This window comes from Tsukamurella strandjordii, from assembly GCF_039525985.1.
Lineage (GTDB): Bacteria > Actinomycetota > Actinomycetes > Mycobacteriales > Mycobacteriaceae > Tsukamurella > Tsukamurella strandjordii.
In genome coordinates, this window is sequence record NZ_BAAAII010000016.1 from 1 (window position 1) to 19,476 (window position 19,476).

Here is a 19,476-nt window from a genome sequence, read left to right on the forward strand (position 1 = left end):
GCTCACGTCACCGGCGTACTGACGGTCGGGACGCTCGGGCACCTCGGAGGTCGGATCCTCAAGCAGCTGGCCGCCGAAGCGGACCGGCAGATCGGGGATCTGCACACCGATGAAGTCGCCCTCGAGCGGACGGATACCGCTCTTGCCCTCGAGCAGACCGCTCCAGGTGGACTCGGTATCGGTGCCGATCGAGGTGGTCAGCTCAATGGCTGTGACGACGACGCTGGGGAACTGTCCGCCGAGCGTCGAGAAATTCCTCAGCGAAGACAAGGGCTTACTTGCCCTTCTCGGCCTCGTACTTGCCCTTGAGCTCGGCAGCGAGGTCGGCGTTCTCGGCCTCGAGCTTCTGGATGTAGCCGACGGCGTCGCCCACGGTCTTCAGGCCGGCGAGGTCCTCGTCCGGCACCTTCACGCCGTACTTGTCCTCGAGCTGCACGGCGATCTCAACCATCGACAGCGAGTCGATGTCCAGGTCGTCGATGAAGGCCTTGTCGGGGGTCACCTCAGAAGGCTCGATGCCGGTGACCTCTTCGATGATCTCGGCGATGGCGGCGACGATTTCGTCCTGGCTGGTGGCCACAGTGGGTCCCTTTCCTTGAGTGACCCGACCCGCGATTTCGCGGAGACGGGAGTCTAGATGTCGCGACGATGACGTCGCTGGTTTCGACGATGCCGGACGGCACCGTCGGTGGTCTGAGTGGTTCTAGCGCGCCGCGGCGAGCAGCTCGGCCAGATCGGCCGGGGTCTTCACCGCGACCTGCGGCACACCCTTGAGCTCGCGCTTGGCGATGCCCACCAGGGTGCCGGCCGGCGGCAGCTCGACGACGGTCGAGACCTCGGCCTCGCGCATCGTGGCGGTGCACAGGTCCCAACGCACCGGCAGGGTGACCTGCGCGATGATCTGCGACAGCGCGGCCTCACCGGTGGTGACGGGGCGGCCGTCCCGGTTCGACAGCAGGGTCAGCTGCGGGTCGCGCGGCGTGATCTCCGCGGCGGCGGCCGCGACGGCCTCCTGGGCGGGCGCCATGAACGCGGTGTGGAAGGCGCCGGCCACGGCCAGCGGGCGCAGACGCACCTTCTCCGGCGGGTTGTCGGCGAGCTTCTGCAGGTTCTCGACGGCACCGGCGGCCACGATCTGGCCCGCGGCGTTCATGTTCGCCGGAACCAGGTCGTAATCGGCGAGGCGCTCGAGCACCTCGGCCTGATCGCCACCGAGTACGGCGGTCATCGACGTGGGGACCAGCGCGCAGGCGGCGGCCATGGCGCGGCCACGGATCGCGGCCAGGCGCACGGCCTCGTCGGAGGTGATGACGCCCGCGACCGCAGCGGCGGCGAGCTCTCCCACGGAGTGCCCGGCGACGATGGTGTCGGCCGGCTGTGCGCCCATCTGCTCGAAGGCGAGCAGTGCGGCGGCGACCACGAGGGGCTGGGTCACGGCGGTGTCGGTGATCTCGTCGGCCTCGGCAACGGTGCCGAGGCGGACCAGGTCGAGATCGGCGATCTCGGACCATGCGCGCAAACGGTCCACGGCAGCCGGCTGGTCGAGCCATGCCGTCAGCATGCCGGGCTTCTGGGAACCCTGTCCGGGGGCGAGCAATGCAATCACGTGTTCCAGGAAACACTGCCGGAACCTGAAAAGAAGGTGTTGCGGGCTGAGAAGCTTCCTCATGTCTTTTGTGGGGTTCCCACAAAAGCCCAGCTCAGCGAAGAGGTGCTGTTACCGGAGTGTTACCTGATACGGGGTTAGTTCAGTGTGACATCTGTGGTTCTGGCCATCGGAGCCGGGGTGAACCGCTCTGGATTCGCCGCCGCCAGACGTCCGATCGTGGCCGCCACGCGCAGTACGAAGGCGTCGCGCGGGTCCTGCGGATCCCGTCCGGTGATCTCCGCGATCTTCTTCAGGCGATAGCGCACGGTATTGGGGTGCACGAAGAGCTCGCGTGCGCACGACTCCACGGCGCCGCCCGAGTCGATGTAGGCGTCGAGGGTGTCCGACAGCGCCGAGCCCGCCTCCTCGAGCGGCTGCACGAGCAACTCGTACAGCGTGCGCCCGGCATGGGTATCGCCGATGAGGGCGCGTTCGGGCAGCAGCTCCCAGCTGTGTACCGGCCTGGGCGCGCCCGGCCAACCGGCGACCGCGTTGACCCCCGCGATCGCCTCGACCGCGGAGGCGTGCGCATCCTCCAGCGTGGGCGTGGTGTGGCCGATCACCACCGGGCCGTCGGCGAAGTGCCGCATGAGCGACTCGGTGAACGGATGGCCGGTGTCCAGCGTGCCGCTGGCGATGACCACCAACTTGGTGCCCTGGACAACGGCCAGCGCCGACCGGCCGTGCGACCGCGCCGTGTCGTGGACCGACCCCGCGACCGAGACGTTCTGGTCGGGCGGCGGCGATCCGATCACGACGGTGGCCGTCGCGATCGGATCCCAGTTCAGCGCGGCCGCCCTGGACAGGAGGTTGGCGCCGGTGTCGCCGCGGACCACCGCGTCGACCACCAGCGCCTCCATCCGCGAGTCCCAAGCGCCCCGGGCCTCGGCCGCCGAGGCGTAGATCGCCGCGGCGCCGAAGCCGATCTCCCGCCCGTAGCGCAGCACCGCCTCGGTGAGCGCGATGAGCTGGTCCTCGTTCCGGGCCAGCAGCGGCAGCCACTTCTCGAAGAACTCCATCGCCACCCGGACCATCTCGACGGTCTGCAGCAGCGATACCCGTCGGGCCAAGTCCTGCGGCACCGATTGGAACGCGGCCACGGTGTACTGCGTCTCGTCCGGGTTCTCGATCCATTCGGCGAAGTTCACCACGGCCGTCTGGACGATCAACTGGATCGACGACCGCTGGCTCGCCTCGAGATCGGCGAAATAGGGGAGCTGTACCTCCATGGACCGCACGGCCTCCGTCGCGACGCGCCCCGAGTACTGACGGATCCGATTGAGGATCGACTCGGGGAGCACGTCGCGAGGCTCGGGGCGCTTCCTGGTGAAGCTGCCCTTGCCCGGTCTCCCGGGCAGGGGGAACGAGCCCGTATCGGCGGTCATGGATCCCTAGGCTACGCCGGGGTCCGATGTCTGCTTCGGCGCGGCGAGCACGTCGTCGATCCGGTACCGCTTCGCGGCCTCCGCGGCGACGGAGAAATCGAGCTCGCCGTCCCGGGCCAGGGCCAGCAGAACGCCCACCACGATCGACTGCGCGTCCACGTTGAAGAAGCGTCGTGCGGCCGGACGGGTGTCCGAGAAGCCGAAGCCGTCGGTCCCGAGGGTGAGGTAGGTGCCCGGGACCCACGCGCGGATCAGGTCCTGCGTGCCGCGCATGAAGTCCGAGGCGGCCACCGTCGGGCCCTGTGCGTCGGCGAGCACCTTCGTCACGTGCGGCGTGCGGGCCGGGGCGGCCGGATCGCGCAGCGCCGCCTTCTCCGCCTCGATGCCGTCGCGGGAGAGCTCCACCCAGCTGGTCACCGAGTACACCGAGGCGTCCACACCCCACTCCTGCGCGAGCAGCTCCTGCGCCACCAGCGCGTCCGGCATCGTCACACCGGAGGCCAGGATGTTGGCCTTCTTCTCGTGACCGCTGGTGCCCGGCCGGTAGAGGTAGAGGCCCTTGAGGAGGCCGTCGACGTCCAGGTCCTCCGGCTCGGCCGGCTGATGGATCGGCTCGTTGTAGACGGTGATGTAGTAGTAGATGTTCTCCGGGTTCTCCCCGTACATCCGCCGCAGACCGTCGATCACGATGTGCGAGAGCTCGTACGCGAACGCCGGGTCGTACGCCGCCACTGCGGGGTTGGTGGACGCCAGCACGTGGCTGTGCCCGTCGGCGTGCTGCAGGCCCTCACCGGTCAGGGTGGTGCGGCCGGCGGTGGCGCCGAGGACGAAGCCGCGCGCCATCTGGTCGGCGGCCGCCCACAGGCCGTCGCCGGTGCGCTGGAAGCCGAACATCGAATAGAAGATGTACAGCGGGATCATCGGCACGTCGTGCGTGGCGTACGAGGTGCCCACCGCGGTGAACGACGCCGTCGACCCCGCCTCGTTGATGCCCTCGTGCAGGATCACGCCCTGCGGGTTCTCCTTGTACGCGAGCATGAGCTGCGCGTCGACCGAGGTGTAGCTCTGGCCGAGCCGGTTGTAGATCTTCAGCGTGGGGAACCAGCTGTCCATGCCGAAGGTGCGAGCCTCGTCGGGGATGATCGGCACGATCCGGTGCCCGATCTCCGGGTCACGCAGGAGCTCCTTGAAGATGCGCACCACGGCCTGCGTGGTGGCTACCTCCTGCTTGCCCGATCCCTTGCGCATCACGTTCAGCGCGGTGACGTCGGGCGTCTTCAGCGCCTGCGCCTGCGTGCGCCGCGAGGGCAGGAAGCCGCCCAGCTGCTTGCGTCGATCCAGCATGTACTGGATCTCCTTCGACTCCGGGCCGGGGTTGTAGTACGGCGGGAGGTACGGGTCCTTCTCGAGTTCCTCGTCGGTGATCGGGATGCGCAGCTCGTCGCGGAACTGCTTGAGATCGTCGAGCGTCAACTTCTTCATCTGGTGGGTCGCGTTGCGGCCCTCGAAGTTGTGGCCCAGCCCGAAGCCCTTGATGGTGTGCGCCAGGATCACCGTGGGCTGGCCCTTGTGCTCCATCGCCGATTTGTAGGCCGCGTACACCTTGCGGTAGTCGTGGCCGCCGCGGCGCAGGCCCCAGATCTGCTCGTCGGTCATGTCCTTGACCAGCTCCTTGGTCCGCGGATCGCGGCCGAAGAAGTGCTCACGGACGAACGCACCGTCGTTCGCCTTGAAGGTCTGGTAGTCGCCGTCCGGCGTGGTGTTCATGATGTTCACCAGCGCGCCGTCGCGGTCCTTGTGCAGGAGCTCGTCCCACTCGCGGCCCCAGATCACCTTGATCACGTTCCAGCCGGCGCCGCGGAAGAAGGACTCCAGCTCCTGGATGATCTTGCCGTTGCCGCGCACCGGGCCGTCGAGACGCTGCAGGTTGCAGTTCACCACGAAGGTCAGGTTGTCGAGGCCCTCGGTGGCCGCGATCTGGATCTGGCCGCGCGATTCGGGCTCGTCCATCTCGCCGTCGCCGAGGAAGGCCCACACGTGCTGCTCGGAGGTGTCCTTGATGCCGCGGTCGTGCAGGTAGTGGTTGAACCGGGCCTGCTGGATGGCGTTCATCGGGCCCAGGCCCATCGAGACCGTGGGGAACTCCCAGAAGTTGGTCAGCAGCCGGGGATGCGGGTACGAGGGCAGGCCCTTGCCCTTGTCCTCGTGCGACTTCTCCTGGCGGAAGCCGTCCATCCGCTCCGCGGGGATGCGGCCCTCGAGGAAGGCGCGCGCGTAGATGCCGGGGGAGGCGTGGCCCTGGATGAACACCTGGTCGCCACCGCCGGGATGCTCCTTGCCGCGGAAGAAGTGGTTGAAGCCCACCTCGTACAGCGCCGCCGACGAGGCGTAGGTCGAGATGTGGCCGCCCACGCCCACTCCGGGGCGCTGGGCGCGGTGCACCATGATCGCGGCGTTCCAGCGGATCCACGCGCGGTAGCGGCGTTCGATCTCCTCATCGCCGGGGAACCACGGCTCGAGATCGGTGGGGATGGTGTTGACGTAGTCCGTCGACGTGAGCGAGGGGATCGACACGCGGTTCTCGCTGGCGCGCTCCAACAGTCGGAGCATCAGGTATCGGGCGCGGGCGGGACCGTGGGTGGCGATCAGATCATCGAACGACTCGAGCCACTCGCCCGTCTCCTCCGGGTCGATGTCCGGCAGGTACGAGGCCACTCCCTCCCGGATCACGCGGACCCGGTCCGGGCGACCGTCGTTCGACGGTGCGGGTCCCTGTCCCTGTCCCGATGATGCGGGTGCCGGGGTGGAGGCGGTCGGGTCGGTCACGTGTGTGCTCCTCACGGGTCGCGAGCGCGTTCTTAGGGGGTGCGGTGTGTCGCACGTCCCATCCTGCCGCAATCGGAAGTTACTCAACAGTTGAAAACCGGTAACCGATTTCGCCGTACCACTTGCGCAAGATCGGCGGAGCGGGTCTGCTGTAGGGCAGCGATACCGTAAGTTCGGTATCGACGTAGTCGAGTACGCGCGGCATCCTGCCGCCGTCATCTGCCTGAAGGAGGCCCCCACCGGTGTCCACGAATGGGTCATATGCCCAGAAGATGGGCCTGCAGCCCGGCAACATCGTGCAGGAGATCGGTTGGGACGAAGACACCGACGACGATCTGCGTTTGTCCATCGAGGAGCTCACCGGCGCGGAGATGCTCGATGAGGACACCGACGACGTGGTCGACGTGGTGGTCCTGTGGTGGCGTGACGACGACGGTGACCTCGTCGACACGCTGATGGACGCGATCACTCCGCTGTCCGACGACGGCTACGTATGGGTCCTCAGCCCCAAGACCGGTCAGCCCGGACACGTGCAGCCCAGCGAGATCGCCGAGGCCGCGCCCACCGCGGGTCTCACGCAGACCTCGTCGACCAACCTCGGAACGTGGATCGGATCGAGGCTGGTGCAGCCCAAGTCCGGTCGCGCGGCGAAGCGTTGACGGACCTGCCCGACGGTCCGCTGCCGGTCGGCAGCATCGCGCCCGATTTCACGCTGCGCGACCAGAACAACCGCCCGGTCTCCCTCGCCTCCTACAAGGGTGAGAAGAACGTGCTCCTCGTCTTCTTCCCGCTGGCCTTCACCGGCACCTGCGAGAGCGAGCTGGGTGGGATCCGCGATTCGCTGCCCCTGTTCGAGAACGACGATGCTGCCGTGATCGCGATCTCGGTGGGGCCGCCGCCCACCCACAAGGTGTGGTCGGGTTCCCAGGGCTACCTGTTCCCGATCGTCTCCGATTTCTGGCCGCACGGTGCGGTGTCGCGCGAGTACGGCGTGCTCAACGAGAAGAACGGCTACCCCAACCGGGGCACCTTCGTGATCGATCGCGAGGGCGTGATCCGGTTCGCCGAGATGAACGAGCCCGGTGTCCCGCGCGATCAGTCGCTTTGGGAACAAGCACTGGCTGCGCTAGCCTCTACCGGTCGGCGCGTGTAGCTCAGTTGGTTAGAGTCCCGGTCTTACACACCGGTTGTCGGGGGTTCGAGTCCCTCCGCGCGCACTCCGGATCCTCGGATCGATGCAGGTGGGTGATGCGAGCATGACCGCGCAGGGCTACGACGCGATGGCCGACCTGTACGCCGAGATGTTCACCGATGCCTACCAGTACCCCATCGAGCGGCAGGCAGCCGCGGCGTTCGCGGAGCGGGTGACCGCCGGCGGCGCGAGTGGAGTGGTCCTCGATGTGGGGTGCGGCATCGGCCACGTGGCCGCCGATCTGACCCGGCGCGGACTCGACGTGATCGGTCTCGAACCCAGCGCGCCGATGCTCGCGCACGCCCGCCGCGCGCATCCGGATCTCACCTTCATCGACGGCGACGCGCTGCTCGCCGCGGTGCCCGTGGAGCACGAGATCGCGGCGATCCTCGCGCGCTTCAGCCTGATTCACGTGAGCCCGCCGGACGTCGCCGAGGCGCTGCAGGTGTGGGCGCAGCGGCTGCCGGAGGGCGCGCCCGTCCTCATCGCGGTCCAGGCGAGCGACGAACCCGGACCGCCGATTCCGTTCGACCACGCGGTCGCGCCCGCTTGGCGTTGGCACCCGGACGAGCTGGCGCGCGTGCTGGATGTGCACGGCTTCGCCGAGGAATGGCGGATCGTCTACCGCGATCCCGGATACCGGTTCCCGATGGTGCAGCTCCTCGCGCACCGTCGCTAGAGACTGGCTCTCGATCTACCGGTCGCGGTAGGTCTCCAGCAGCCGGAGCCACACCTCGCTGATCGTCGGGTACGCCGGGACGGCGTGCCAGAGACGGTCGACGGGCACCTCGCCGACCACGGCGATCGTCGCGGCCTGCAACAGCTCCGCGACGGCGGAACCCACCAGGGTGGCGCCCACCAGCACGCCGCGATCGGTGTCGACGATCATCCGGGCGCGACCGGTGTAGCCATCCGCGTACAGGCTCGCACCTGCCACCCAGCCGAGGTCATAATCGGCCACGGCCACAGCGTGACCCGCGGCGCGCGCCGCCGCCTCCGTGAGGCCCACGGAGGCCACCTCGGGATCGGTGAAGACCACCTGCGGCACGGCGGCATGGTCGGCGGTGGCGACGTGCGCTCCCCACGGCTCGCCGGACACCGGTGCGCCCGTGGCGCGGGCGGCGATCACATCACCGGCGGCGCGGGCCTGGTACTTGCCCTGGTGGGTGAGCAGTGCCCGGTGGTTCACATCGCCCACGGCGTACAACCAGTCGAAGCCCGCCACGAGCATGGTGTCGTCCACGTCCAGCCACGAACCCGGTTCCAGGCCCACGGATTCCAGGCCGATGTCGCCGGTACGCGGGCTGCGTCCGGTGGCCGCGAGAACCTCATCGGCCACGATCGTCCGGCCGTCGGTGGTCTCGACCGTCACCTCGTCGCCCGCCCGGGAAACTCGGCGGGGAGAGCTGCCGAGCAGCAACTCCACGCCCTGCTCCTGTAGCGCGGCACCCACCAGCTCGCCCACGAAGGGCTCCATGTTCCCGAGCAGGGTGCTCCGCACCAGCATGGTGACCGTCGACCCCAATGAGGCATAGGCCGTGGCCATTTCGGCGGCGACCACGCCGCCGCCGATCACCACGAGCCGCCCGGGGACCTGCTTCGCACTGGTGGCCTCCCGGCTCGTCCACGGGCGGGACTCGCGGAGCCCGTCGACGGGTGGGACCACGGCGTCTGTGCCGGTCGCCACGACCACCGCCTGCCGGGCGGTGAGTGTCGAGGCGGCGCCGTCGGCGGTGGTCACGGTCACCGTCTTCGGGCCGGACAGGCGCCCGTGTCCGCGGACCACGGTGATGCCCGCGCCCTCGGCCCAGCGCACCTGGCCGTCGTCGGACCAGTCGTGCACTACCGCATTCCGGCGCGCGAGCACGGCGATCGGGTCGACGGTGCCGATCACGGCCTCCGCCGCGCCCCGCACGCGCCGCGCCTCAGCGACGGCCTGGCCGGGGCGCAGCAGCGCCTTCGACGGCATGCACGCCCAGTAGGAGCATTCGCCGCCCACCAGTTCGCTCTCGATCAGGACGGCGCTGAGGCCGCCCCGGACCGCGCGGTCGGCCACGTTCTCGCCGACCGGGCCGGCTCCGATCACGATGACGTCGTAGACGGATTCACTCATCAGGCACCTCCGTCGGTCACGCTACTCGCGCCGGCGGCCGTCCAGGTCAGACGGTGCGGGCAGGTGCGCCCGGCCGGACCGGCGGCACGTCCGGGCCCTCGGCGCCCACCACGAAGAACCGGTTGTTGCCATCGACGGTGATCCGGTAGATCAGGGGCGGCCGCTCGTCGTTGAACAGCACGGTGGAGTCGCCCGGTGGCGTGACCCAGACCTTGCACTCCACCAGGTAGATCCCGTCCCGCTCGCTGATGAGCCTCTCGCTCCGGCCGTTGCCGCTGGCGCCGGCCGCATGCTGGGCGACCGATGCCGCGTAGGCGCAGGCGATGGACTTCGCCAATGCGGCGTCGTCCTTCGGTGCGGCGCTGGCGATTCCGGGCAGCGCGAGGGTGGATGCCATGGCGGCCACGCCGAGAGAGCCGAGGACGCGGCGACTCGTTTTCGTGAAAGCAATCATGAGGGACGCTAACATGAAGTTGGTGATCGTGAACAGGTGTTAGGCTGATCCGGCGGCAATTCGGCCGCATCGCACCGGTCGCGCCACGTCACGGCGCCGCATATGAATCTCAACGAAAGGGCCTCGGCCCATCGCGGATGAACCCGCACCGCCCGCGCAAGCCGCGGCCGGAAGTCCCCGCCATCGCCCTCCTCGCCGAGTGGCGCGAGCACGTCGAACGTTCCGAACGCCGCGTCCTGCGCGGTGAGTTCTACGGCCTCGACCCTGCCTGCGACTGCTGCAACGGCGCGGTACTCACTGATGCCCGCGAGAGACTCGAGGGCATGATGCGCAACGGCGGTCGCCGAGCACGCAGGTTGCGGCTTGCGGTGGCCGAGCTCGACGAGCGCTATCGCGAGATCACGGTCGACTATCCGCTCGCGTGGCGGTCCGAACCGTGGTGGCGCCGCCGGGTTCCCCGGGTGTGACGCCGGGAACGGTCAGGAATCGAGAAGCGGCCGGTGGGCAGCCGTCGTAGCGTCATCGCCATGACAAGCTCACCGACCCCGATCCGATCCGTCACGCTGGAGGTCGCGGACACCGCCGCCGCGCAGGACTTCTACGCCACCGCCATCGGCCCCGACGAGCGCATCCGCTTCGCCGAGGCCACCCCGGACACCGCCGGGTTCCGCGGCTTCGTGCTCTCGCTCGTGGTCGCGGAACCCGCGGTCGTGGACTCCTTCTACGACGCCGCGATCGCCGCCGGTGCCTAGTCCACGAAGCCGGCGCAGAAGTCGCTGTGGGGCTACGGCGGGGCCTTCCGCGCGCCCGACGGAACCGTGTGGACCATCGCGAGTTCGTCGAAGAAGAACACCGGTGCCCCGCTGCGGGTGATCGACGATCTGGTGCTGCAACTCGGTGTGGACGATGTGGCGGCCACCAAGACGTTCTACACCGAACACGGGCTCGCAGTGGCGAAGTCCTTCGGCCGCAAGTACGTCGAGTTCGAGTCCTCGCCCGGCTCGGTGAACCTCGCGCTCTCGGGCCGGAAGCTGGCGGCGAAGAACGCGGGCGTCGCCCAGGAGGGGAGCGGGGCCCACCGGCTGCGGATCGACGGTGCCCTCGGCCCGGTCACCGACCCCGACGGCTTCGTCTGGGCGTAGTACCGTCGACTCCCGTGAACCGGACCGCGGAACTCGCTCTCGGCGTGCTGGCCGACGAGGTCTTCGGCGATCCGCGCCGGTACCACCCCGTCGCCGGGTTCGGCTCGGTGGCAGCGGCGGTGGAGCGCGGGATCTACGCGCCCTCGAAGGCCCGCGGAGCGGTCTACACGGCGATCCTCGTGGGCGGGGCCGCGGCGCTCGGCTACGCGCTTCGGAACGTTCCCGGTGCGACCGCGGTGGGCACCTGGGTGGTGGTCGGTGGGGCAGGCCTCCGCGGAGTCGGATCGGAGCTGGGCCGGAACCTGGAAGCCGGGGACGAGGACGGTGCCCGCGCGCTGCTGCCATCGCTCTGCGGGCGCGACCCGTCGGTGCTCGACGCCTTCGGAATGGCCCGGGCCGCCACCGAATCCGTCGCCGAGAACACCTCGGACGCCGCGGTGGCTCCGCTGTTCTGGGGCGCGCTGTTCGGGCTCCCCGGGCTCCTGGGCTACCGGGCGGCGAACACTCTGGACGCGATGGTCGGCTACCGCAACGACCGCTATGCGGACTTCGGCTGGGCTTCGGCCCGGCTCGACGACGTGCTCAATTACCTGCCCGCGCGGCTCACCGGCGCGGTCACGGTCGCCGTGGCGCCCGCGGTGGGTGGCGCACCGTCGGACGTGCTGCGGGCCTGGCGCGCCGATGCGGCGAAACACCCGAGCCCGAACGCGGGCGTGGCGGAGGCGAGTGCCGCGGGCGCGCTCGGCCTGCAACTGGGCGGGCGCACGCAGTACGCGCACGGGGTGGAGATGCGGCCCACGCTCGGGCACGGCCGGGAGCCGCAGCCGCTCGATCTGGCGCGGGCGGCGCGCCTCTCGCGCGCCGTCGAATTCGGGGCGCTGGCCGCGACTATCCTCGCCGCCCGTACCGGTCGGCGATTCGGGCGGCGCGCGCGGCCTCGGGACTGACCTCCTCGCGCGGCGCCTGCGTCTCGGTGTCCGGGCCGCCCGGTTCGGTGGGCGCCGGGGCGGTGCCGGCGGCGATCACCTCGCGGTCCTCACGCCGGCGTCGCAGTTCGGCGTACACGAAGTAGCCCAGGGCGAGCGGTGCCATGATCCCGAACGCCAGCCACTGCAGGCCGTACGAGAGGTACGGACCGGCGTCGAGCATCGGCAGCGGGATCGGGCCGAGCCCGCCGGGCTGGCCCTCGGCGAGGTTGAGGTAGCCGGGCGCGAAGACGATGCCCTGGGCGGGGCCGATGGCGCGCGGATCGATCGCGTACACCTGCAGGTATCCGCCCTCGGTGCGGGGACTGCGATCGGCGGAGGTGGTCTCCGGCGCGCGGATCCGCGCGATCAGGGTGACGGTGTCCGACGGTGCCGGGGCGATCTCGGGGATCACGCCGCCGGTGGGGGTGCGGACGAAGCCGCGGTCCACCAGGTAGGTGGCGCCGTCGTCTGCCGCGAACGGGACGAGCACCTCGTACGCCGGGTTGCCGTCCTGATTGCGTAGGCGGGCGAGCGACTGCTTGTCGGCCAGGTAGCGGCCGGTGATGGTCACCTTGCGCCATTCGGCGTCCTTGGGCACCTCGGTGCGCCCGCCCAGCAGTTGCGCGGCGGGCACCGGATCGGCGTTGACCGAGTCGCTGATCTGCTGGTTGCGGTGGCTGGTGGAGCTGTTCTTGTTCAGCTGCCACGGCGCCAGCACCGACCAGCACAGCGCGGTGAAGGCGAGCACGGCCACGGCCAGGGCGATCCACCGCGGCTGGAAGACGACGCGCACCCAGTTAGGCATTCTTCTCGGTCCATTCGATGAGCCCCGGCATCGCGGCCTCGACCTGGGCGAGCGTCGCGCGGAAGTCGTCGAGGTCGCCGTAGTACGGGTCGGGCACGCTCTCGCTGGACGCCTCGGGATCGAAGCTGCGGAGTAGTTCCAGCCGCTCGTCGGGCACGCCCAGTGACTGCAGCGGCTCGACGTGCGAGCGGTGCAGCGCGACCACGAGATCCGCGCCGAGGTGATCGGCCGTCACCTCCGCGGCGGCGTGCTCGGTGGGGTACCCGGCCTCGGCGAGCACGGCGCGGGCGCGGTGATCGGCGGGATCACCCTCGTGCCAGCCGCCGGTGCCGGCGCTGGTGACCCGCACCCTCCCGGCCAGCCCCGCATCCGCGACCGCCCGTTCGTAGACGATGCGGGCGATCGGCGATCGGCAGATGTTGCCGGTGCACACGAAGGTGACATGCAGCGGGGTACTCACGCCTCCATCTTGCCCGAAGCTCCCGCGGGCACCGCGCCGCCTACGCTGAGACCATGCTGCTCGCAGACGTGATCCGGATCCTGGATGAGGCCTATCCGCCGCGACTCGCGGAGGGCTGGGACAGCGTGGGGCTGGTGTGCGGCGATCCCGCCGCCGAGGTCACCCGGGTGCTGGCGTGCGTGGACGTGACCGCCGACGTGGTCGATGCCGCCCTGGATCAGGGCGTGCAGCTCATCGTCGCGCATCACCCGCTGCTGCTCCGTGGCGTCGACACCGTGGCCGCGAGCACCCCGAAGGGCGCGCTCGTCCACCGGCTGATCACGGGCGGCTGCGCCCTGTTCACCGCGCACACCAATGCCGATCGCGCGCACGGCGGCGTCAACGACGCCCTCGCCGCCGCGCTCGGCCTCACCGTGACCGGGCCCGTCGAGTACTTGGACCAGGCCCGGCCGCTGGATCGGTGGGGTGTCATGGTGCCGTCCGAGCAGGCCGACGAGGTGCTGGCGGCGATGTTCGCGGCCGGCGCGGGCCGGGTGGGCGAGTACTCCGAGTGCGCCTGGCGCGTCGACGGCACCGGGCAGTTCCTCCCGGGCACCGCCGCGAACCCCGCGGTCGGCGCGGTGGGCGAGCCCACGACGGTCCGCGAGACCCGGGTGGAGCTGGTGGCCGATCGCTCCGCCCGGGCGGAGATCGAGCGGGCGCTGCGGCGGGCGCACCCGTACGAGGAGCCCGCCTTCGACGTGCTGGAACTGGTCGGTGGCGAGCGGGAGTGGGGCCTCGGCCGCGTCGGCAGCCTCCCGGAGGCCGTGCCACTGCGGGAGTTCACCGAGCGCGCGGCGCGGGGTCTGGGCGTGGCGGTGCGCGCCGCGGGCGATCCCGACGCGCCGGTCCGCACCGTCGCCGTGTGCGGCGGCGCCGGAGACTCACTGCTGGGCACCGTCTCCCGGCTCGGCGTGGACGCCTATGTGACGGGCGACCTGCGGCACCACCCGGTGGACGAGCATCTGCGTGCGGGCGGACCCGCCGTCCTCGACGCCGGCCACTGGGGCACCGAGTTCCCCTGGTGCGCAGCGGTCGCCGAGCTGCTCGGCTCCGTCCTCGACGCCCGCGTGTACGACCGGCCCACCGATCCGTTCACGGTTCGCGCCTGACCCGGGCCCGGGTGCGTAGAGTGGCGCAGATGAACGCTGATCCGGGCGCCCAACGCTCCCTGCTGGACCTCGCCGAGGTGGATGCGGAGATCTCGCGGCTCACGCACCGCGTGACGCATCTGCCGGAGGACGCCGAGATCGCCGAGCTCGAGAAGCAGGCGACCACCGAACGCGATGAGTCCGTGCGGGTGTCGATCCTGGTGGAAGACCTCGACCGCGATATCGCCAAGCTGGAGACCGAGGTCAACCAGACCCGGCTGCGCGAGGAGAAGGATCGCGAGCTGATGGCCTCCGGCACGATCGGCGCGAAGCAGCTCACCGAGCTCGAGCACGAGCTCAAGGGGCTCGAGCGCCGGCAGTCGGTGCTGGAGGACGAGCAGCTCGAACTCATGGAGCGCCGCGAGGCCGTCGAACTCGACCAGCAGCGCGCCGAGGCCACCGTGAACGCCACCACCGAGAAGATCGCCGGTGTGAACCGTCGCCGCGAGGAGTCGCTCAAGGACATCGAGGTGGCCCGCGCGCGCACCGCCGCCTCCCGCGAGGAACTCGTGGTCACGTTGCCCGAGGACCTGTACGCCGAGTACGAGCGGTGCCGGGCGGCGTCCGGCGTGGGCGCGGGGCTGCTGCAGGCCCGACGGTGCGGCGCGTGCCGCATCGAGCTCGACCGCGGCTTCATCGATACGGTCGCGCGCACCACCGCCGACGTGGTGGTGCACTGCGACGAGTGCGGCGCGATCCTGGTGCGGACGAACGAGTCCGGACTGTCGTGACGGCGCCTCAGCGCGGCGGGTGGACCACTTCGGTGGCCGAACCGACTCGGTTGATCCTGTTGCGGCACGGGCAGACCCGGGCCTCGGTGGGTCGCCTGTACTCGGGCCGGGGTAATCCGCGGCTCACCGAGGTGGGCCGTGCGCAGGCAGCGGGCGCGGCGGGCCTGCTGGCGTCGAGCGAGATCGATGCCATCGTGTGTTCGCCGCTGGACCGGGCGCGCGAGACCGCCGCCGAGGTGAACATCGGCCGCGATGTCCGGATCCGGATCGAGGACCGGTTCATCGAGACCGACTTCGGCGAGTGGGAGGGCCTGACCTTCGCGCAGGCGCGCGAGCGCGATCCCGGGCTGCACGGCCGCTGGCTGGGGGACACCTCGGTGGCCGCTCCCGGCGGCGAGAGCTTCGACCAGGTGCACAGCCGCGTGGAGTCCGCATTGCGCGACATCCTGGCCGAGCATCCCGGCGGCACCGTCCTGGTGGTCTCGCACGTGACGCCGATCAAGACCCTGCTGCGGATCGCGCTGGACGCGGGCCCACAGCTCCTCTACCGGCTGCACCTGGACCTGGCGTCGATCTCGATCGCCGATTTCTATCCCGACGGCGGCGCTTCGGTGCGGCTGGTCAACCGCACACCCCAGGTCTAGCGCGGGGTACCCTGTACGACGCGGACGAGCTGACCGGGCGGCCGCGGCGTCGGGGACGGCTGGAACCACCAGCAGGCCCGAGTCGAGGAAAGTCCGGACTCCACAGGGCAGGGTGGTTGCTAACGGCAACCCGGGGTGACCCGCGGGACAGTGCCACAGAGAAGAGACCGCCCGGGCTTCGGCCCGGGTAAGGGTGAAACGGTGCGGTAAGAGCGCACCAGCGCGGCGGGTGACCGTCGCGGCTCGGTAAACCCCACCCGGAGCAAGGTCGAAGGCGGAACCCTCGGGTTCCGCTGCGCGCGTGTTCGAGGGCTGCTCGCCCGAGCGTGCGGGTAGACCGCTTGAGGCACCCGGCGACGGTGTGTCCAGATGGATGGCCGCCCCCGGCCCACGGCGACGTGGACCGGGACAGGATCCGGCTTACACGTCAGCTCGTCCGCCCCACGCGGATCCGCCGGATCGGCGCTAGCCTGGCCGGATGGATCTCTCCGTGCTGTGGTGCGGCGTGCGCGGTCACGTCACCTACGCGCCTGACGAGGCCGATCTCAGCGCGCGCATCCACGCGGAGACGGCGGAGGGTTCGGCGTGGCGGTGCCTGCGCTGCGACGACTACGTGGTGGGCGAGCCGCAGGGATCGGGACCCGCCGCCCACGCGCCGACGGTGCCGCGCGGGCGCGCCCTGCGGGACGAATTGATCATGCGCTTCCTCGCGATCGAGCGACTGCTGCGCGGACTGGTGTTCGTGGCCGCCGGCGTCGCCGTGTGGCAGGTGCGCGGCTCGCGCACGCACCTGCGCCAGATCTTCGACTCCGAACTGCCGGTGCTCCGGACGCTGGGCGAACAGCTGGGTTGGAACCCCGACGACTCGCGCATCATCCGCGCGCTCGACGAGGCGCTCGACCTGTCCGGCACCACGCTGGCGTGGATCGCGGTGGCGCTCTTCGCCTACGCCCTCGTCGAGATGATCGAGGCGGTCGGGCTGTGGCGCGGCGCGCGCTGGGGCGAGTACTTCGCGGTGATCGCCACCTCGGCCTTCCTCCCGCTGGAGATCTACGAGATCAGTGAGAAGGTCACGGTGCTCCGGGCGGGCGCACTACTGATCAACATCGCCGCCGTCGCCTGGCTACTGTGGAGCAAGCGGCTGTTCGGGCTCAACGGCGGTGCCGAGGCCTACTACGCCGAACGGGAATCGGAGAGCGTGCTCGCGGTGCGGCGCGCCGGACAGTAGGAGAGCCATGACCGACCGGAACCGCGTCCGCGAGGACGTGATCGCCGCCCTGGCGGCGCTGCCGGACACCACCGCGGACACCATCGCCCCAGGCGCGCTGGCCGCCGACGGGGTGACCCCGGTGCCCGAGGTGGCCTGGGGCGACACCTTCGCCTATTTCACCCCGGGGGAGCGGCCCGCCGTGATGCCCTTCGCGACCATCGTCACCAAGGATTACCCCGGCGATGAGTCCTCCGACCTCGGCCGGCCGGGCGCCTTCCGGGTGAACGCCAACGTGGGGCGCGAGGCCTTCGCCGAGCTGATCGGATACCCGCCGGCCGAGCACGCGGCGCGCGCCGGGGAGTGGGACTACGCCGCCGACGGCGCCCTCATCCCGCATCCGCTCTACGCGGCGCAGGGCTGGGTGTCGGTGGTGAATCCGGCCGCCGCGCAGGACGTGGCCGCGCTGCTGCGGGCGGCGCACGAGCGCGAGGCGGGGCGCGCCCGCCGCAGTTAGAAGCCGACCTCGCCGGTCACGTCGAAGGTGAGCCAGATCGATTGCTGCGCGGCCCGCAGCTTCTTGACCAGCCGCCCGCTCCCGAGGCCGTGCACGCTCACCCGGAAGACCGCTGCATCGACCGTGCCGGAGGGCGCCACGTACACGCCCGTCGACCGCAACCAGGTGTGCCCGTCGCGGGCGAGCAACTCGGCGACCCGGGCCTCGTCGGCGATGCCGACGTAGACGGTCACCACGGATCCGGTTCGCAGCATCGGCATGGCTTCATCGTGGTCCCTTGCGGTCCGGTTCGTGCCGAAAACTCCTAGAACTCGTCAGTGGGGCGCACTACCGTCGACCCCATGACCGATACAGCCCCCGGCGACTGGGCCATCGAGGCGATCGACCTCGTCAAACGTTTCGACGACTTCACCGCGGTGGACGGAGTGAGCTTCCGGGTTCCGGCGGGCAAGGTGCTCGGCATGCTGGGGCCCAACGGTGCGGGGAAGACCACCACGGTCCGGATGATGACCACGCTCTCGCCGCCCACCTCGGGGACCGCGCGGATCGCGGGATTCGATGTGGTCGACGATCCGGCGCAGGTCCGCCGCAGTATGGGGCTGACGGGGCAGGCCGCCACGGTCGACGAGATCCTCACCGGTCGGGAGAACCTCAGGATGATCGGCGGGTTGTACGGCATCCCCAAGGCGGTCCTCAAGCGCCGCAGTGACGATCTGCTCGAACAGTTCTCGCTCACCGCGGCCGGGGACAAACAGGTCAAGGCGTACTCCGGTGGCATGCGGCGCCGGCTCGATCTGGCGGTCAGCCTGCTCACCGCGCCGCCGGTGCTCTTCCTGGACGAGCCCACCACCGGCCTCGATCCGCGGTCGCGTTCCGAGCTGTGGGACGTGTTGCGGTCGCTCGTGGCGCAGGGGACCACGCTGCTGCTCACCACGCAGTACCTGGAGGAGGCCGATCAGCTGGCGGACGACATCGTGGTGATCGACAAGGGCAAGGTGATCGCGCAGGGCACGCCGCTGCAGCTCAAGGAGCGGGCGGGTGCCGCCAGTCTGGTGCTCACCGTCTCGGACTCGGCCGATATCCCGCGCTCCCGCGACCTCCTGGCAGGGCTCGGCGGCGAGGTCTTCGTCGACGAGGGCGCACGGCGCATCAGCACCCCGGCCGACGGACTGTCCGACCTGAACCGCGTGGTCGCGCTGTTCGCGGACAGCGGGATCGAGGTCGACGATCTCGGTCTCGCCCGCCCCAGCCTCGACGACGTCTTCCTGTCCCTCACGGGCCAGCGCACCGAGCCCTCGGCGCCCGCCGAATCCGACGATGCCGAGGAGGCCTCCGCATGAGCACCCCCACGAGCACCGCCGCAGCGGTGGAGACGCACCAGACCAGCCTGTGGACCCAGTCGTGGATCATGGTCCGGCGCAGCCTCATCCATACCAAGCGGATGCCCGAGATGCTCTCGGACGTCACCATCCAGCCGATCATGTTCACGGTGCTGTTCGCCTTCGTCTTCGGCGCCGCCATCCCCACCGAGGGCGTCTCCTACCGCGAGTACCTGTTGCCCGGCATCCTGGGGCAGACGATGGTGTTCACCTGCTTCGTGGTGGCCAGCGGCCTCACCACCGACCTCGACAAGGGCATCATCGACCGGTTCCGTTCGTTGCCGATCAGCCGCGCCTCCGTGCTGATCGGACGCAGTATCGCCAGCCTCCTGCACTCGTCGATCGGCATCGTGGTCATGTGCCTCACGGGCCTCGTGATCGGGTGGCGCATCCGCACCAATCCGATCGACGCGGTGCTCGGCTTCGCCGTCCTGCTCCTGTTCGGGTTCGCGATGATCTGGTTCGGCATCCTGGTCGGCTGCCTCATGCAGTCGGTCGAAGCGGTGAACGGATTCATGTTCGCAACAATGTTTCCCGTGACTTTCCTGTCGAACGCCTTCGTGCCTACCGCCGGAATGGCCCCCTGGCTGCGGGCGGTCGCGGAGTGGAATCCCGTCTCGTCACTGGTGCAGGCGATGCGGGAGCTGTGGGGCAACGGGCTACCGCTCCGGGAGGACGCGCCCTGGTCGCTGCAGCATCCGGTGCTGGCGACGATCGGCTGGGCCGTGCTGTTGACCGCGATCCTCGCCCCGCTCGCCGTGCGGGCGTTCAACAAGCGCACCGTCGACTGAGGGATCCGGTGGCCGCGCGGATTC

21 protein-coding genes, 1 tRNA gene, 1 other RNA gene and 2 pseudogenes are annotated in these 19,476 nt (G+C 70.2%); 15 read left to right on the forward strand and 10 right to left on the reverse strand.

Features of this window, described 5'->3' with window-relative positions; translation table 11 throughout:
* The 5 genes from ABD108_RS20860 to aceE form a co-directional block, all read right to left on the reverse strand.
* Positions 1–270: beta-ketoacyl synthase N-terminal-like domain-containing protein (locus tag ABD108_RS20860; RefSeq protein ID WP_343931290.1), on the reverse strand; the 270-nt coding region annotated here is incomplete at its 3' end.
* A 4-nt stretch (positions 271–274) separates the two neighbouring features.
* Positions 275–580, reverse strand: coding sequence for a meromycolate extension acyl carrier protein AcpM (gene acpM, locus ABD108_RS20865; RefSeq protein WP_220655905.1), 306 nt, complete (start codon positions 578–580; stop codon positions 275–277).
* Positions 581–703: 123 nt separating this feature from the next.
* Positions 704–1,606 carry an ACP S-malonyltransferase gene (locus tag ABD108_RS20870; RefSeq protein ID WP_220655904.1) on the reverse strand — a complete coding sequence of 301 codons (903 nt, stop codon included), beginning with the start codon at positions 1,604–1,606 and terminating at the stop codon, positions 704–706.
* A gap of 137 nt (positions 1,607–1,743) precedes the next feature.
* On the reverse strand, positions 1,744–3,006 hold the full coding sequence (locus ABD108_RS20875; protein ID WP_220658409.1) for a PucR family transcriptional regulator: 1,263 nt from the start codon (positions 3,004–3,006) through the stop codon (positions 1,744–1,746).
* Between the two features lie 33 nt (positions 3,007–3,039).
* The gene (aceE, locus tag ABD108_RS20880; RefSeq protein WP_255585708.1) at positions 3,040–5,763 is read right to left on the reverse strand and encodes a pyruvate dehydrogenase (acetyl-transferring), homodimeric type; all 2,724 of its coding nucleotides are present in this window, start codon (positions 5,761–5,763) and stop codon (positions 3,040–3,042) included.
* Positions 5,764–6,131: 368 nt separating this feature from the next.
* Between aceE and ABD108_RS20885 the strand changes: the two genes are divergently transcribed.
* The 4 genes from ABD108_RS20885 (at position 6,132) to ABD108_RS20900 (ending at position 7,730) form a co-directional block, all read left to right on the forward strand.
* Positions 6,132–6,518: a DUF3052 domain-containing protein gene (locus tag ABD108_RS20885; protein ID WP_343931291.1), complete on the forward strand. Its 387-nt coding sequence runs from the start codon at positions 6,132–6,134 to the stop codon at positions 6,516–6,518.
* Complete coding sequence (locus ABD108_RS20890) at positions 6,515–7,012, forward strand: peroxiredoxin (protein WP_220655901.1); 498 nt, start codon at positions 6,515–6,517, stop codon at positions 7,010–7,012. Before ABD108_RS20885 ends, ABD108_RS20890 begins: the two co-directional genes overlap by 4 nt.
* Positions 7,003–7,076 (forward strand) — tRNA-Val (locus ABD108_RS20895). Before ABD108_RS20890 ends, ABD108_RS20895 begins: the two co-directional genes overlap by 10 nt.
* Positions 7,077–7,094: 18 nt before the next feature.
* Complete coding sequence (locus tag ABD108_RS20900) at positions 7,095–7,730, forward strand: class I SAM-dependent DNA methyltransferase (protein WP_343931292.1); 636 nt, start codon at positions 7,095–7,097, stop codon at positions 7,728–7,730.
* Between the two features lie 15 nt (positions 7,731–7,745).
* Here the strand turns inward: ABD108_RS20900 and ABD108_RS20905 are convergent, their stop codons facing one another.
* Both ABD108_RS20905 and ABD108_RS20910 read right to left on the reverse strand, forming a co-directional pair.
* Positions 7,746–9,164 carry a dihydrolipoyl dehydrogenase family protein gene (locus tag ABD108_RS20905; protein WP_343931293.1) on the reverse strand — a complete coding sequence of 473 codons (1,419 nt, stop codon included), beginning with the start codon at positions 9,162–9,164 and terminating at the stop codon, positions 7,746–7,748.
* Positions 9,165–9,210: 46 nt separating this feature from the next.
* Positions 9,211–9,561 carry a hypothetical protein gene (locus tag ABD108_RS20910; protein WP_220655895.1) on the reverse strand — a complete coding sequence of 117 codons (351 nt, stop codon included), beginning with the start codon at positions 9,559–9,561 and terminating at the stop codon, positions 9,211–9,213.
* A 194-nt stretch (positions 9,562–9,755) separates the two neighbouring features.
* Between ABD108_RS20910 and ABD108_RS20915 the strand changes: the two genes are divergently transcribed.
* The 3 genes and pseudogenes from ABD108_RS20915 to ABD108_RS20925 all read left to right on the forward strand — a co-directional run bounded on the left by ABD108_RS20915 (position 9,756) and on the right by ABD108_RS20925 (position 11,707).
* Positions 9,756–10,085 (forward strand): hypothetical protein, encoded by a 330-nt coding sequence (locus ABD108_RS20915; RefSeq protein ID WP_343931294.1) that lies wholly within the window; start codon positions 9,756–9,758, stop codon positions 10,083–10,085.
* A 60-nt stretch (positions 10,086–10,145) separates the two neighbouring features.
* Positions 10,146–10,760, forward strand: a pseudogene (locus tag ABD108_RS20920) (glyoxalase).
* Between the two features lie 14 nt (positions 10,761–10,774).
* On the forward strand, positions 10,775–11,707 hold the full coding sequence (locus ABD108_RS20925) for a cobalamin biosynthesis protein (protein ID WP_343931295.1): 933 nt from the start codon (positions 10,775–10,777) through the stop codon (positions 11,705–11,707).
* Here the strand turns inward: ABD108_RS20925 and ABD108_RS20930 are convergent.
* Together ABD108_RS20930 and ABD108_RS20935 are read right to left on the reverse strand one after the other, a co-directional pair.
* Complete coding sequence (locus ABD108_RS20930) at positions 11,649–12,533, reverse strand: SURF1 family cytochrome oxidase biogenesis protein (RefSeq protein WP_343931296.1); 885 nt, start codon at positions 12,531–12,533, stop codon at positions 11,649–11,651. The genes ABD108_RS20925 and ABD108_RS20930 overlap by 59 nt on opposite strands.
* Positions 12,526–12,993, reverse strand: coding sequence for a low molecular weight protein-tyrosine-phosphatase (locus ABD108_RS20935; RefSeq protein WP_305112157.1), 468 nt, complete (start codon positions 12,991–12,993; stop codon positions 12,526–12,528). Before ABD108_RS20935 ends, ABD108_RS20930 begins: the two co-directional genes overlap by 8 nt.
* Before the next feature lie 53 nt (positions 12,994–13,046).
* Between ABD108_RS20935 and ABD108_RS20940 the strand changes: the two genes are divergently transcribed.
* The 6 genes and pseudogenes from ABD108_RS20940 to ABD108_RS20965 all read left to right on the forward strand — a co-directional run bounded on the left by ABD108_RS20940 (position 13,047) and on the right by ABD108_RS20965 (position 17,282).
* Positions 13,047–14,144, forward strand: a complete 1,098-nt coding sequence (locus tag ABD108_RS20940; protein WP_305112156.1) for a Nif3-like dinuclear metal center hexameric protein — start codon at positions 13,047–13,049, stop codon at positions 14,142–14,144.
* A gap of 29 nt (positions 14,145–14,173) precedes the next feature.
* Positions 14,174–14,914, forward strand: a complete 741-nt coding sequence (locus tag ABD108_RS20945) for a zinc ribbon domain-containing protein (protein WP_305112155.1) — start codon at positions 14,174–14,176, stop codon at positions 14,912–14,914.
* Positions 14,911–15,558 (forward strand): annotated as a pseudogene (locus ABD108_RS20950) (histidine phosphatase family protein); the annotation flags it as partial. The gene ABD108_RS20945 and the pseudogene ABD108_RS20950, both read left to right, overlap by 4 nt.
* A 25-nt stretch (positions 15,559–15,583) precedes the next feature.
* Positions 15,584–15,997, forward strand: an RNA gene (rnpB, locus tag ABD108_RS20955) — RNase P RNA component class A.
* A 39-nt stretch (positions 15,998–16,036) separates the two neighbouring features.
* Positions 16,037–16,786 (forward strand): DUF2127 domain-containing protein, encoded by a 750-nt coding sequence (locus ABD108_RS20960; RefSeq protein WP_305112154.1) that lies wholly within the window; start codon positions 16,037–16,039, stop codon positions 16,784–16,786.
* A 7-nt stretch (positions 16,787–16,793) separates the two neighbouring features.
* The gene (locus tag ABD108_RS20965) at positions 16,794–17,282 is read left to right on the forward strand and encodes a DUF6194 family protein (protein WP_305112153.1); all 489 of its coding nucleotides are present in this window, start codon (positions 16,794–16,796) and stop codon (positions 17,280–17,282) included.
* Here the strand turns inward: ABD108_RS20965 and ABD108_RS20970 are convergent.
* Positions 17,279–17,542, reverse strand: coding sequence for a hypothetical protein (locus tag ABD108_RS20970; RefSeq protein ID WP_305112152.1), 264 nt, complete (start codon positions 17,540–17,542; stop codon positions 17,279–17,281). The two genes, ABD108_RS20965 and ABD108_RS20970, sit on opposite strands and share 4 nt — an antisense overlap.
* Before the next feature lie 81 nt (positions 17,543–17,623).
* Here ABD108_RS20970 and ABD108_RS20975 point away from each other — a divergent pair, with 81 nt between their 5' ends.
* Both ABD108_RS20975 and ABD108_RS20980 read left to right on the forward strand, forming a co-directional pair.
* Positions 17,624–18,622 (forward strand): ATP-binding cassette domain-containing protein, encoded by a 999-nt coding sequence (locus ABD108_RS20975; protein ID WP_220655883.1) that lies wholly within the window; start codon positions 17,624–17,626, stop codon positions 18,620–18,622.
* Positions 18,619–19,452: an ABC transporter permease gene (locus tag ABD108_RS20980; protein ID WP_220655882.1), complete on the forward strand. Its 834-nt coding sequence runs from the start codon at positions 18,619–18,621 to the stop codon at positions 19,450–19,452. The genes ABD108_RS20975 and ABD108_RS20980 overlap by 4 nt, the downstream gene beginning before the upstream one ends.
* Positions 19,453–19,476: the final 24 nt, after the last annotated feature.